Consider the following 13,821-nt stretch of genomic DNA (forward strand, 5'->3'; position numbering starts at 1 on the left):
ACAGCATCAGGCGGCCGGCAATTCTTTCTGTGCCGCCTCGACTGCGTAGAAGTCGGGCTGCATCCGGGTCGGAATATTGCCGCGGCCGATTTCAACACAGATGTTGGGCGGGTGGTTGGCGACCATGGCGACAAAGATATCGCGGATCACGCTGTAGAAGGCGCCGTCCTCGTCCTCGATCTCGGTCAGGCGACCGGAGATAGGCTGGACGATACAATAGGCCAGGAACACGCCGAGGAACGTCCCGACAAGTGCGCCGCCGATCATCGCACCCAGAACCTCGGGCGGCTGGTCGATCGACGACATGGTCTTGATCACACCGAGAACAGCCGCGACGATCCCGATGGCGGGCAGGCCGTCGGCCATGGTCTGGATCGCATGGGCGCCGGCAAGCGCTTCGTGATGATGCTTCTTGATCTTGCGGTTAATGATGTCCTCGGTGCCGTATTTGTCGTCGAACTGCATGGAGAGCATGCGGAAACTGTCGCGGATCAGATCGAGCGCGAAGTGATCCTTCTTGATCTTGGGGTAGCGGCCGAAAATCTCCGACCCGTCAGGGTTCTCGATATGATCGTCGAGCGCGAGGATGCCGCGTGCCTTGTAGATGCGGGTCAGTTCGAACATGAGCGCGAGCAGGTCGTTATAGTCCTGCGCTTTCCATTTCGCCCCCTTGATGACCTTGGCGAAGCCGCCCATGGCCTTCTTCACGACACCAAAAGAGTTCCCGATCACGAGGGCGCCCAGAGAGGCCCCGATGATCATCATACCTTCGAAAGGCAGGGCATGGAGCACGATGTCCATTTTGCCGCCCGAAAGGATAAAACCCCCAAAGACAAGGCCAAAGACCATTGCCAAACCGATGAAGAGGTTCATCTGCTGCCACCTATTTCTGCTACGTGCCTGTTTATTCTGGTTTTGTGCTTTGTAGCATATGTATAATTGACTTCGACGCAAGTATAAACAAGAATAGAAGGCGATTGTTTCCAGCTTGGGCGGGTTGATTCATGGCAGCGACAGAGAAGCTTGCGTATTTTCTTGATGCAGAACAGATGGCCGGCGTTTTTGCGGAATGGCCGGATGACATGAACTCGGTGCTTTGCCTTGACGAGGAAGGCGATTGTGAGATCCTTGTCTACCACAAGGCAGAAAGCAGCGCTGTGATGCGCAAGGTCTCTTCTGTCATGGGGCGGTCCAGGGGGGAATTCACCGTTGTTCCCGAAGAGCAGGGGTATCCGACCCGTCGCGTCAAATTCTCGGAAGAGCAGAAAATTCTGCGGATCGTCGCGGAGTCGCACGACCTGCCGGAGGTCGCTGCGGATTACGCCATCAATTACGAATATGCGGTGGAAAAGGGTCTGGATCCTGCAACCATGAAGCCGAACGAGGCGGAGGTCGCGAACAAGAAATCGCCGCCGCCGGGCCCGGCCTTCCGCCATCGCGAACAGCCGGTTGTTCCCTTCCGTCCCAAGGTGCGCCCGCGACCCGTCAAGCCGCGGCTGACCCTGACGATGGGCGGCGCTCAGAAGGCCGTGGCGCCAAAGCCTGCGCCCGTGTCCGCCCCCGTTCCCGAGGTGTCGAAGCTTCCGATGGGATATGTCGAGGGGGCGAAAGCTCTGAAAGGTGAATGCCTGGTGGTGGAGGCGGAGATCATCGCCTTTGAGGGTTCGGTCCGTCTGATCCTGCGTCCGTCGCGGCTGAGCATTCAGGCCCAGCCGATCCAGGTCACAGAAGTCAGTTTCCGCGATGACTATGCGCGCTTCATGATCCCGAGAGAGGCCATTTCCGGCTGGAACAGTGCCACAAGTGTTGTCATCGATCTGCCGGTCCAGGCCTTCCCGCCGGCCTTAGCAGAGAAATTCCGCGCCGGCCGTCGTCAGGCAGAGGTGACGGTGACTTCGCGCGGTGTCTTTGTCGCGCCGGGCACCCGCATCGGTGAAGTCGTTGCGCAGCCGCAGAAACAGCGCCCCCCGCGTGCGCGGGTCGTCACGCCGGCCCGTGCGGCGATGGTCGCGCTTATGGCTGTGGGCGCGTTGACCGGCGCGCTGATGGTCCGGGGCGGTGTCGAAACCAGCGATATCTCGACCTATCTCAGCCGGGCCTTTGGTGGCGATGCTGCGCCGCAGGTCACCCGCGGCGTGTCTGTTCCGCTCAATCTGATCGACAATATGGCGCTGGAGGAAAGCCGGAGCCTGCCCGAATGAAATGCGCCGTCATCACGCCGGTCGGCCCGGGGCATCTGGACCTGTTCAATACGGTCTGCGCGCCCTCTGTTGAACAGGCGAAGTCCTATAACATGGGGCCATTCGCCGAGGTTCGGCATGTGATGATGGATGACACCGAAGGCAGGCATGGCCGCTCTGCCCGCCGCAATGAAGGCATTGCCAAGGCGGCGCGGGACGGCTGCGACTGGATTTTCTTTCTCGACGCGGATGATGTTCTTACCCCCAATGCCTTTGAGGCTTTCGGACGCGTTATTGCGGAAGAACCCGATCTTGAGGCGGTTTGGGGTCTGATCTGCACCTTCGATCCCGGCGGAGAGCCGGAGCTGAGGGACAGTCAGGCGGAGCGTCTGGACAGTCGTGAGGACTTCCTGCGCACGGACCCCTATAACGCGATCCAGATTGGCGGGTTTTACCGGACGGATGCGGTTGCCGCGATCGGCTTTGACGTCGATATGGACGCGGGCGAGGACTACAACCTCTATCGACAGCTCTGGGCAGGCCATCGTTGTGCCAAGCGGCCTGAGATCTTTTTCATCAACCAGCGCGGGCAGCATTCCACCGGGCCAAGATCGGCCACGGGTGGCGACTGGACCAATGCCGTCACCGGCCTCTGGAGGGAGGAGTTGGGCAAGGTTAGTGTCTATGTCGACCTCAAAGATGCCTCCGGGTCGCCCGAGGCGCGCATGCGGCTGACCAACCCCACCGATATCATCCAGAACACGCATGTCCGCGGCCGGTTCTTCGAAGCGGGATCGCTGGAAAAGCTGAAACGCATTCTCAAGGTTGCCAATCCGCGCATTCTCGAAGTTGGGGCCAATATCGGCAATCATGTCGTGTGGTACAGCAAGCACCTTGATCCCGCGCGGATCTATCCGGTTGAGCCGAACCCGGATGCGCTGCGTCTTCTCGAAGACAATATCGATGCCAATGGCATTGGCGGATATGTCGACCGGCGCGGCATGGGCTACGGGGCAGGGCGGTCGTCCGGGCGCTTCCGGACGCAGCAGGACAATGCCGACAATCTCGGCGCGACGCGGCTGGTTGCCGACGATGGAGGCGGGATAGAGACGAAAACGCTCGACGCGCTCATGGGCGAGGACCGGGTCGATTTCATCAAGATAGACGCCGAAGGTATGGAGTTTGACGTCCTTGACGGTGCACAGGCCCTGATCGCACGCGACCGGCCGGTTATCTGGATCGAAGTCAAACGGGAAAATATGCTTGCCTTTGCGCAGGCATGGTGTCGGGACGCCGGCTACCGGATCGTCGACAGCACCTCCTACATAAATACCATCGATTATTTTGCCGTGCCGAAGGAGTGACATGTCCGAGACAGCCCTTTCCCGCAAAGATCGCCGTGCCCGCCAGGCCAAGGCTTCGAAACTCTACGGTATTTCCGGCCCCGAGGCGCTGGAGATTCATCAAGCCTACCGCGCTCTGAACGCAGGTGACGTCATGCAGGCGGTGCAGCTGGCGCATCCGGTTGCGCTCAGCAAACCCAAAAGCGAACATGGCTGGATCGTCCTCGGCGGTGCCGCGCTGGCCCGCCGCGAAGGCAAGACGGCAGAGGCGTTTTTTGCCCGCGCGACAGAGCTGAACCCAAAGGAATCCGGGTCGCTGGTCGGGCTGGCCAAGGCCTATGTCCTGCAGGCAGATCCTTACAAGGCCGTTGCCGCTGCCGAAAAAGCGTTTGGCGCCGGCGCGGATGAACGCGGGCTGATCCTGATCTACCTCGATCTCATGACGCAGATGGGGCGGGTGCATACGGCCGTCGATGTTCTGGGGCCCGTCGTGTCCCGGCTGGAGGATGCGGAGCTGTCCCTGTTCCTGGCCGATGCCTGTATCAGTATCGGAGAGACCAAACCCGCGGCGGACTGGCTGAACCGGACCTGGAAAATCGACCCGAAACCGGCGGCGCACGGAATTGCGCATCTGCGGGCCCTTATCTATCAGGGTCGGGCAAAGGAAGCCGAAACCTTTGGCCGGGAGCTTCTCGCGGAACCGGGGTTTGAAAGCCGCGACGCGGCGATCGTGTACCTTTCGGTCGTGCTGCGGCTGCTGCGCCGGCCTCAGGATGCCCTGGACCTGGCCCGGTCGCACGAATTCACCGATGCGGAGAACCTGGCGGAAATCCGTGGCGTCATGGCCAATATCCATCAGGACCTCGGGCTTCTTGATGAGGCAGAGGGGCTCTTTCTCGAAGCGGTGCATATCGCGGGCCGTCGCCCCGGCATCGCCAAGGCCTTCGGGGTCTTCCTCATGGGGCGCGGCGAATTCCAGCGCGGTGCCGAATATTACGCAGAGCGGATCACCGAAGGTCAGCGCAATTACTTCCGGTATGAAAATTCCGAACCGGAGAACCTGCGCGGGTTGGAAACGCTGTATCTGATCGGCGAACAGGGGATCGGCGATCAGCTGGCCTTCCTGTCCCTTCTGCGGCTGGCGCCAATCGATTTTGCCAAGACGAAGATCCGTTTCGTCTCTGACGGCCGGTTCGAGGCGGCGCTGAAACAGAACGTCTACGGGCTCGAGGCCGTGGACCGGCATGAATTCGAACAGCTCGGGCTTATCCCCAAAGCCAATGAACTGGTCCATATCGGCGACTTCGCCCGCTATATCGATGGCACGAAACGCAGTGATCATCATGGGGCGACTGTGACGCCCGATGCGGATCTTGTTGCGGAAATCCGGTCGAAATACGAAGGCCTGGCACAGGGCGCGCCGATCTACGGTGTGGCCTGGACCTCGGGCGCGATGATGGGGCATCTGCGGGCGGTCACGCTGGAACAGATCCTTGACGCAGTGCCACAGGGCGCCTTTGTCGTGAACCTGCAATATGGCGACCGGACGTCCGAGCTGACGGCGGCCCGCCGCGCCCGGCCCGACCTGACCATTCTGGATGACGCCGACATCGATCAGATGGCCGACCTTGCGGGCTTCTTTGCCCAGGTTGCGGCGCTCGACAGGGTTGTGACGATTGACAATACAACGGCGCATGTCTGCGGCGCGATCGGGCATCCCGATACGCATGTTCTGATCCCGACGGGAACGCCGTGTATCTGGTACTGGAGCAACGAAGGGGAGCGCGATCCATGGTATGGCAACCTGAATCTGTATCGGCAAAGCCGAATAGACGACTGGACCGATCCTCTGAATCGTTTGAAATCGGCAACACTCGCATGATCTCAGAATATTATTCTTGGATCAGGCATGAAAAACCTCTGTCTTTCAACTCGCTTTAACCAAGCTGACCTATGTTGTCAGGGACAGCGGGCAAGTTGCCGGCTGGTTTCGGGACAGTTCGGGGGCGTTTATGCGCGCTGATCGCATCGGATCTGGGGGCAAGAAGGGACCTTGGCATTGGCTGGGGTCTGTTCTGTCATCCGTGCGACGGCGCCGCAATTCCGTTGTGGCGCTGCGCCCGGCGGTGCGGGTTGAAGAAAGCGTGACCCCGAATTTTCTTGTCTGCCTCGATACAGGATCGCGTCAGGTCCTGTTGCGGCGCCATCTGCAGGAAACCCTGCGCATGACACCGGAGGAATACCGGGATCGTTGGGGGCTGCCACCCGACTATCCGTTGGTGGCGGAAAGCTACAGGCTCCGTCGCCGGGCCGTCCTGAAAGGGGCGCGCCATGAATAATATAAAAAACGAAGACAGAGCAGGGCCGGCACCGGCGACAAGATCGGGCAACGGACCCTGCGGGCAGTGACTGAGGACAGGCATGGCAGAGAACAACAAAAAGGACATGGTCGCGACGATTGTCGCCTCCTTCGCCGCAAGGCCGGACGCGACACCTGACGCGATCGTCGAACTGTATAACAGGCTCATGTCGGATGAGGGGGGCCTGGTGCCGTCCCAGCCGATGCAGGGCCAGGCAAACCCGGCGCTTCCCATCGACCGCGCAGTGACCGAAGACAAGGTCTACTGTCTGTGCTGCGGGCGCGGTTTCAAGATGCTCAAACGGCATCTCGGTGCCGAACACGGGCTGACGGAGGCTGAGTATCGCACGATGTTCGGGCTTCCGGCCGAGTTTCCGCTGGTCGCCCCCAGCTATTCCCGCAAGAAGGCCAGCCACGCCAAACAGGCGGGTTTCGGGAAATACGAGCGCAGCCTGAAGCAGGACGGATAATCCGGTCGAGGTATAAGCAATGAGCGATCAGCCGATTATCATCAAGAAAATCGAAGAAGGCGGTGGCGGCGGCCATCATGGCGGCGGCTGGAAGGTGGCCTATGCCGACTTCATGACGGCCATGATGGCGTTTTTCCTTCTGCTGTGGATCCTCGCCGCCTCTGACGAGGAAGCGCTGCGGGGTCTGGCCGATTACTTCACCCCGTCGCTCAGCCAGTCCGGCGGCAAGGGCGAAGGGCTGCTGAACGGCGAGATCGTTTCGGAGAACGGCGACTATAACGGCAGTTCGACACCGGAAGGCGATACGCAGGTGCCGACCTTCGGTCGTGAAAACCCGCTGGCCGTGTTCGACTCCCGTCTGCGGGACGAGGAACGCACCGATATCATCGTCGAATACGCCACCCAGGAAGACGGCACCATGGTGCCCGTGACCCCCCCGCAGGAAGAGCCCGTGGACTCCGCGGTCGAACAGATGGTTGCCAAAGAGCAGCTGGAAGCGGCCAAGGATGCGCGTGAAGCCGAGATGGAAGCCCTGGAACAGGAAATCCGTCAGCACGTGGCGGAGCGCGAGGATCTGGAGGAGCTGACGGAAAACCTGCGGTTCGACCGGACGCCCGAGGGTCTGATGATCCAGATCGTCGACAAGGAGGGCCGGTCGATGTTCGATCGCGGCTCTGCCAGGGTGGATACCCGGACCCGCGACCTGATCCGCATTATCGCCGAGGCGATCCTGGATATGGACAATTCCATCGTGATTTCCGGGCATACCGATAGTGTCCCGTTCACGAATACGCGCGGCTATACGAACTGGGAGCTGTCGGCGGACCGGGCCAATGCCACGCGGCGCATCCTGGTCGATACCGGTGTTTCGGCCGCGCGGCTGAAACGGATTGCCGGGCTTGCCGATACGGAGCCGCTGAACCCAGAGGATACGCAGGCTGCCGAAAACCGGCGGATCTCTGTCCTGCTCAGCTATCCCGAGCCGGTCCTGGAGTAACCGATTTCGAATCATTGATGAGCGCCGGGCGGGACCGAGATACCGCCCGGTGATGCCTCGCCGCTCTGCTTGCGCATTTCGCGTGCAGGCGGGAGGGGGAAGTCATCCACACCTCCGGTGTCGGAGCAACCTGTTTTGTTTTGTTTGGGTTGCACCCATCTACATGCCAGGCGCTGATCCATATATAGGGGCGGGTGGAAAACTTATCCCCATATTTCGGTGGCCCTCCGCGTATTGTTTCTTTTCGAGAGATCCCTCTATCTGTACCTTGGACCCACAAGATATTGGGGCACGGGTATGAAGAACGACCGAGTATTGGAAGACATCTGGACCGGGCGCATACGGGCAGCGCGCGATGGGGACACCAAAACCCTGTCGCGCCAGCTGCGCGCGCTGGTGCCGGTGCACCACGTTCTTCTGTCTGCAGAGGGACGACCAGAGGCCGTGTCCGTACTGATGGACGATGTGGAACTGATGCCGGCGGTCCCGCTCGGTGATGTGCTGACCGAAGAGCTGGGTCTGGATGTTCCCTACGGCGCCTTTGTGGTGTTGCGCGACTGCGGGTCACGCGGGCCTGTGTCTTATGACGCGGGGCTGATCATGGGGGAGGTGATGCTCAACCTGCTGCGCGACGGTGCCTTCCCGATGGAGCAGGAGACTGCCGCGCTTTATGCCATGGCCGTCTCCTGTGACCGGCTGGTCGAAGCCAGCGGGTTCCGGCATGTCGGCCTGGAGCCCGGCGAATTTCGTCTGGGTCTGGCGGCGTCGCTGGGTGCTTACTGGTCCGGCGCCAGGGGGGCGGGCTGCGATGTGACGGGGCTGTTCGACCGGGCCGATTTCCTGCGCCGCCCTGAGCTTGTGACATACCTCAGGGCCCTGGATGGCAGTTTTGCCGGCGCTGACGCGATACAGATCTCGATGCGGCTGATGATGCCGGTCGGCGGCACGCGTGGATTTGGCACCTGGGCGGAACAGATCGGCGCGGCCGTCCGGCAGCAACTGGGGCCGCAGGAAAGAAGTCGCGGTGTAAATACAAAAAATTCGCAAAGAAATTGATAATTTAACGCGGCTTAAATCAAACAATTCTTCAAAGAATTGGTGATCTGTGTTTTCCTGTTCATGCTTTTTAGCTGTAAAGCAGGCACTTAACCATGATGCCCAATTCCATTCAGGCGGCGATGCGTGAATCGCTGCTGAGTTACGATGAAGAACGTGATGCGTTGACGCGGTGGCAGCTTGAGGGCGACCGCGACGCATTGGCGATTCTTGTGCGGTCGCATGCGCGTCAGTGCTGGTCCATGGCGATGCGCTGGACGGATAATCCCGCACATCTGGAGGATCTGGCGGCCGAGGGCATGGTGGGGCTGATCCGTGCGGCGGATAATTTCGACCTTGAGCAGGATGTCCGGTTTTCAACCTATTCGGCCTGGTGGGTCATGAACGGTGTGGCCTCGGCGGCGGCGCGGACCCGTTCTGTCATCGATGTGCCGGTTCGGGCCATGTCGGCCATGCGCAACGGGGCGGGCGCGGAGGAAGAGATCGAACGTCTGAAAGCAGCGATCTCCGGGGTGATCGATCTGGATGCGCGCAGCGAAGACGGGCCGGCCCCGCTGCATGACGCGCTGGTCTATGATGAACAGTCTCCCGAGGACCTGGCCGCAGCCGGGTCTCTGCATGCGGTTCAGTGTTCGCTGATCGATCGGGCGCTGCTGGCCATGACGTCCGAAGAAGCAGAGATCATCCGCCGGCGGCGGCTGAAGTCTGTGCCGGACAGTCTGGAAGATGTCGCCGGAGCCTTGCGAATTTCGCGGGACAGGCTTCGGCAGATGGAGCGGCGCGCGTTGTCGCGGCTCCGTCAGGTTTTGGTGGAAAACGGTTTTCAGAGGACGATGTTGAACTGATGTCTGGTTTATCAATTCTGGGAATGCTCGCGCAAAGGGCGGATTTTCGTGCGGAGCAAAATCGCGGTGTGACGTCTGACCAGACGGAAGCCCCGGCAGACAGTTTTGCGGCGATGCTCGCAGGCCTTTCGAATTCCGGGTCTGAAGGGTCGGCTGAAGCCGGTCAGGACATCCCGCCAGAGGTGACGCCTGAAGAGCTGGAGGCCGCGCTTGCGGATTTCCGTGCCACGGCAGAGGCGAGTCTGGAAGAGGCGTTTCCCGATGGCGAGGTTTTGCCCGGTCCGGCCTTTGACGACTGGGCGCGCGAGATGATTGATGAACTCGATACGGTGCTGAGCGAGGCAGGCGTGTCTGTGTCCATGCTGTCGGAGGTCATGCCGCAGCTGGTCGGGCAGGACGGCGAGGCGACAGAGCTGTTGACCCAGGCCGTTCAGCTGCTGAAGGCAGAGCCAGATCCGGCCCTCACGTCGGGCCGACTGGTCCAGGACATCCAGAGGCGCGAGGAGGTGTCTGCCTTCGTGTCGTCGGAGGTCACCACAGAGGGCTCTGTCGAAGAGCCTGCTTTGCCGGAGGCCGCGACTTCCGGTTTGACGACAGAGGGCGAGGTGGCACCGGGCGCCGTGGATCCGGCACCGTCGCCAGAACGCGCCAGCGCCACGGGCGAAGCGCCGGTAACGCGCGGACAGGATCCTTCGCTGGTCGCGCTTGTGCCGGCGGGGACGGGCTCCGGCGTGTCACGGCCCGCCGCAGCGACAGATCGGCAGGCAGCGACATCCGAAGACGCGGCAGAGCCATCTATCGAGGATATCCAATCCGCCGATGCTTTGGATATCCTGACACCGACAGAAGATGTCCCGGAGGTGGCTTTGCCCCGGGAAACACCGCCGCTGCCCAATGCGCTGCGGCTGATGCTGGCGCAGGCGCTCGCCTCCGGGTCCGAACGCGCGGGCACCGCTGCGACGGACGTGCCCACGGTGGCGGGCACGGCGTCCGCGACGGTCCAGCCTCTGGCGCTCAATTCGGTGGCGCCGTCGGCGGAGGTCGCGCAACCCAAAACGCCGGCAAGCCCGGAACAGGGGTTCGCCCGTAACCTCGCCGGGCAAATCCGCGGCGTGTCGTTCAGCGAGGGCACCACCCGGATCGAATTGACGCCACAAGGGCTGGGCGGGATCGAGATCGAACTGTCGCCCGACGAAGAAGGCCGGCTGAGAGTGGTTCTGCGCGCAGAAAACCCCGCAGTGCTGAACGCCATGCGGTCCGACCGCGATCTTCTGGCCGGATTGCTACGGGACGGCGGCGCTTCGGTCGGCGGCGATCAGATGAGTTTCGAAAACATGGGGCAGGGCGGTGAGCGACGACTGCCGGCTGAACAGACCTCACCCTCCGGCATGATCTCGACCTCGGCCGAGGAGGAAGACGTGGCGCTGCCCGAAACCAATACCGTCGGCGATGGCCGTCTGGATATTCTGACCTGAGGAGACAGCCATGGTCACCAGCATTACCGATACAAGCGCACTTGCCACGACGACGACGACCACGGCTTCTGACGTGGCCGCGAACAAGCTGGCGACGGATTACAAAAGCTTCCTGACCCTTCTGACGGCGCAGCTGACCAACCAGGACCCGCTTGAACCGATGGACAGCACGACCTTCGTGTCGCAGCTGGCACAGCTCAGCCAGGTGGAACAGTCGATCACCACCAACTCTCATCTGGAGGCGATTGCGAGCCAGCTGAATTCGGTCGGGCTTTCCTCCGATCTGGGGCTGATCGGTCGCACGGTCACGGTGCCGTCGAGCGAGATCACGCTGGCGGAAGGGGCGGCGGAGTTTGAATATACGCTCGCGGCCGGTGCAACCAGTGTCAGCGCCGTCATCACCGACGCATCAGGCACGGTTCTGCGCGAAATCCCGGGGCTGGAAACGGCAACGGATGAAATCCATTCCTTCAGCTGGGACGGTCTTGATTACGAGGGTCTGCCTGTCACCGACGGGACCTATAGTGTCGAAATCGTCGCGGTGGACCAGGACGGCACTACCGTCGACGCGGAAAGCTACGTCAATGTCATGGTCGAACGGCTGACCTTCCTCGATGGGCTGGCCGTGCTGCATCTGGCGAATGGCGACATGGTTTCCAGCGACGAGGTGCAGGCGGTGGAGTGATCCACCACCTCAGCTGCGCGGCAGGTCCGTCTGATAGAGCGACAGGAACAGGACGTCTTCGACGCCCCGGAATTTCTGCTTGAGGTCATCGGCGACGCGATCGGCCAGTTTCTGGGCATTGATCACATCGCTCTGTAGCAGGGTCGTGCCAGCGGCATCGTGCATCGATTTCATGATGACGTCGCGCAGGCGGGTGGCATTTTCGGCCTCGTAAAAGGTTTTCGCCTGGTCCAGGTCAGACACGGATACGCCGAAATCTGCGACGACATAGGTCACATTGGCGGCCTTGTAGACAGGCACTGTCATCCGCCCGAGCTTCACCACGTGGTCGTCCGATTCCTCGATCCGCTTGATCGCATCGCGTGCGACCTTGGCTTCGGTATTCACGGGCAGCAGGGCCGGGTGTTCCGTCCGGGTCTGGGAAATATGCTGGCCTTCCATGCGAAGCCGTTCGCCATCGGTCGGATTGCGGGGCCATTTCGCCTGTTCGGCCTTTTTCCGGGCCTCCAGCGCGGCCATTGCCTCCGCTACGCGGGTGGGTTTGCTGACAGAGTTGGGCAGGCTGCCGGATTCCCATTGGTAAGACGCCGGGATAGCCTCTGCGTGGCTGTCGCCATGGGCGGCGGCCGGGGTCTTTTCCGTACCATGTGCGGCGGGCGCCTCGGCTTCGTGACCGGCTGCGCCATGGTCTTCGGTCTGGGGGGCGGCATGGGTGTCATGCTCATCTGCCATCTGGTCGAGCACTTCTTCCGCGTCCGTTTTGGACACGGCTGCTTCTTCGTGCGTGGCAGCGGGCTTGGTGACAAGGAACTTGCCCGCGCCGAAGCCCGCACCTGCACAGAGGACCGGAACTGCCGCAATGGCAATCAACGATTTCTTCATCTCGACACCTGAGCCTGTTTTTCTCAGGTGCCGTTATGATGATGAAGAAGGGCGAGAGTTTTACCGAACTGCGTCGAAAATCAGAGTTAATAGGGCAAGATTATGTCCAGAACACCTTCGCCGTAACTCCGTCTCTGCTGGTCGGAGATCGAGCCTTCGCCGCCGTAGGAGATGCGGGCTTCGGCAATTTTCTCGTAGGGTATGGTGTTGTCGATTGCGATGTCCTGCGGCCGGATGATACCGGCCACGCGCAATTCGCGCAGTTCCTGGTTCACCTTGACCTCCTGCCGGCCGGCGACAACCATATTGCCGTTCGGCAGCATCTGGACGACGAGAGCGGCGACCTTCAGCTTGATCGACTCATTCCGCTTGATCGAGCCGGAGCCGCTGGCGGACACGGAAGACGAGATATCGACCAGGTCGTTCTCGGGCAGGTCATCTGCGCCGATCCCCGGCAGGATCTTGTGCAATTTGCCGCCGTAGCCAAAGAAGCTCGGCCGTTCCAGCCCGCCGGATCCGCTGCGCTCCCTGTCAGAGGCGTTGGACAGCTGCGCTTCGTCGTCGATCTCGATATTGATGGTCAGAATGTCGCCGACGCGGGTGGCGCGCTGATCGGCAAAGAAGCCGCCGGACCCATGCTGCCAGATCGAGGCGCCCTCGGCCCGTTCCGGGATATGGACAACCTCGGGCGGCGGCATCGGCACCTGAACGCGGGCAACCTCGGGCATTGTCGTGGGCGACATGTCAATGCCCGAGACATTCGGGTCCTGGTTGAACGGGTCGTTGCCGCAGGCCGCGACGGCCAGAAGCGCAAAACACGACAAAGACGTCCGCAACGCGGACCGAATAGGAGACATCTTCAACGGATCACTCTCACGATTCCCTTGGCGACGGCGACTGCCGTGACCGATGTGTTGCTGGCAAGGTTCACCACCCGGATCTCCTGGCCTCTGTGGCCTTCGCTGAGCGCACGGCCGGGGGCCGACAGCGCGAGCTGGCCGTCTTCATAGCGGATGGACACCCGTTCGCCCCGGTCGACGATGACAGGGGGGATGATGGACTGGGTCTGTACGGGCCGGCCCTGGGCCAGCAGGCGCTTGACCTGCATGCCCTGGACGGCGTCTGTCTGCGTGACCGTAAAGGCACCGATCCGGCCCAGCGGCAGGGTTGATTGCTGGAGGTCAGCTGCGGTGATGATCTCGCCGGGCAGAAGCCGCCGGGTCGGAACCGGCACATCCATGACCGCAACTGCGCGGCCTTCGATCCGTTTCACGCTGCCGTCGGGCAGGATGGCATTGGCCAGAAACCGCCCGGTGATCTTGTCCATCCAGTAGTCGGAAAAGCTCTCGGCCTCCTCCGGGGTGCCGTCCTTGAGCGCGATCTTGAACCGGGCCTGATCGGGCAGCTGGACGCCATAGCTTTCGCGGGCGCGTTCGTCGACAAGCGTTTCGATCGGCTCTGCCCAGACCGAGGCCGGCAGGACAAAGACCACAAGGACGATGGTGACGTAATAGAGAAGTCTGCGCATG

14 protein-coding genes are annotated in these 13,821 nt (G+C 61.5%); 10 read left to right on the forward strand and 4 right to left on the reverse strand.

Going from position 1 to position 13,821, the window contains the following annotated elements; genetic code table 11:
* Window positions 1-6 precede the first annotated feature (6 nt).
* Window positions 7-873: a flagellar motor stator protein MotA gene (gene motA, locus ACRARG_RS17530; RefSeq protein ID WP_432691506.1), complete on the reverse strand. Its 867-nt coding sequence runs from the start codon at window positions 871-873 to the stop codon at window positions 7-9.
* A 131-nt stretch (window positions 874-1,004) separates the two neighbouring features.
* On the opposite strand from motA, the gene ACRARG_RS17535 reads away from it, so the two are divergent.
* The 10 genes from ACRARG_RS17535 (at window position 1,005) to ACRARG_RS17580 (ending at window position 11,410) form a co-directional block, all read left to right on the forward strand.
* Complete coding sequence (locus tag ACRARG_RS17535) at window positions 1,005-2,201, forward strand: hypothetical protein (RefSeq protein ID WP_432691507.1); 1,197 nt, start codon at window positions 1,005-1,007, stop codon at window positions 2,199-2,201.
* Window positions 2,198-3,544 carry an FkbM family methyltransferase gene (locus ACRARG_RS17540; protein ID WP_432691508.1) on the forward strand — a complete coding sequence of 449 codons (1,347 nt, stop codon included), beginning with the start codon at window positions 2,198-2,200 and terminating at the stop codon, window positions 3,542-3,544. The genes ACRARG_RS17535 and ACRARG_RS17540 overlap by 4 nt, the downstream gene beginning before the upstream one ends.
* Window position 3,545: 1 nt before the next feature.
* Window positions 3,546-5,405 carry a tetratricopeptide repeat protein gene (locus tag ACRARG_RS17545; protein WP_432691509.1) on the forward strand — a complete coding sequence of 620 codons (1,860 nt, stop codon included), beginning with the start codon at window positions 3,546-3,548 and terminating at the stop codon, window positions 5,403-5,405.
* A gap of 202 nt (window positions 5,406-5,607) precedes the next feature.
* Entirely contained in the window at window positions 5,608-5,862 is a 255-nt protein-coding gene (locus ACRARG_RS17550; RefSeq protein ID WP_432691510.1) for a MucR family transcriptional regulator, read from the forward strand.
* 82 nt (window positions 5,863-5,944) lie between these two features.
* Window positions 5,945-6,352 carry a Ros/MucR family transcriptional regulator gene (locus ACRARG_RS17555; RefSeq protein ID WP_432691511.1) on the forward strand — a complete coding sequence of 136 codons (408 nt, stop codon included), beginning with the start codon at window positions 5,945-5,947 and terminating at the stop codon, window positions 6,350-6,352.
* A 19-nt stretch (window positions 6,353-6,371) separates the two neighbouring features.
* Window positions 6,372-7,349, forward strand: coding sequence for a flagellar motor protein MotB (locus ACRARG_RS17560; RefSeq protein ID WP_432691512.1), 978 nt, complete (start codon window positions 6,372-6,374; stop codon window positions 7,347-7,349).
* A gap of 297 nt (window positions 7,350-7,646) precedes the next feature.
* The gene (locus tag ACRARG_RS17565; RefSeq protein WP_432691513.1) at window positions 7,647-8,405 is read left to right on the forward strand and encodes a hypothetical protein; all 759 of its coding nucleotides are present in this window, start codon (window positions 7,647-7,649) and stop codon (window positions 8,403-8,405) included.
* A gap of 98 nt (window positions 8,406-8,503) precedes the next feature.
* Window positions 8,504-9,250: a sigma-70 family RNA polymerase sigma factor gene (locus tag ACRARG_RS17570; protein WP_432691514.1), complete on the forward strand. Its 747-nt coding sequence runs from the start codon at window positions 8,504-8,506 to the stop codon at window positions 9,248-9,250.
* A gap of 23 nt (window positions 9,251-9,273) precedes the next feature.
* Window positions 9,274-10,725, forward strand: coding sequence for a flagellar hook-length control protein FliK (locus ACRARG_RS17575; protein WP_432691515.1), 1,452 nt, complete (start codon window positions 9,274-9,276; stop codon window positions 10,723-10,725).
* A 10-nt stretch (window positions 10,726-10,735) separates the two neighbouring features.
* Window positions 10,736-11,410 carry a flagellar hook assembly protein FlgD gene (locus ACRARG_RS17580; protein ID WP_432691516.1) on the forward strand — a complete coding sequence of 225 codons (675 nt, stop codon included), beginning with the start codon at window positions 10,736-10,738 and terminating at the stop codon, window positions 11,408-11,410.
* Between the two features lie 9 nt (window positions 11,411-11,419).
* Here the strand turns inward: ACRARG_RS17580 and ACRARG_RS17585 are convergent, their stop codons facing one another.
* From ACRARG_RS17585 to flgA, 3 genes are all read right to left on the reverse strand, one after another.
* Window positions 11,420-12,292, reverse strand: coding sequence for a hypothetical protein (locus ACRARG_RS17585; protein WP_432691517.1), 873 nt, complete (start codon window positions 12,290-12,292; stop codon window positions 11,420-11,422).
* A gap of 86 nt (window positions 12,293-12,378) precedes the next feature.
* Window positions 12,379-13,149 carry a flagellar basal body L-ring protein FlgH gene (locus ACRARG_RS17590; protein ID WP_432691518.1) on the reverse strand — a complete coding sequence of 257 codons (771 nt, stop codon included), beginning with the start codon at window positions 13,147-13,149 and terminating at the stop codon, window positions 12,379-12,381.
* A 2-nt stretch (window positions 13,150-13,151) separates the two neighbouring features.
* Window positions 13,152-13,820 carry a flagellar basal body P-ring formation chaperone FlgA gene (gene flgA, locus ACRARG_RS17595; RefSeq protein ID WP_432691519.1) on the reverse strand — a complete coding sequence of 223 codons (669 nt, stop codon included), beginning with the start codon at window positions 13,818-13,820 and terminating at the stop codon, window positions 13,152-13,154.
* Between the last annotated feature and the right edge of the window lies 1 nt (window position 13,821).

This window comes from Pseudooceanicola profundi, assembly GCF_050897955.1.
Lineage (GTDB): Bacteria > Pseudomonadota > Alphaproteobacteria > Rhodobacterales > Rhodobacteraceae > Pseudooceanicola.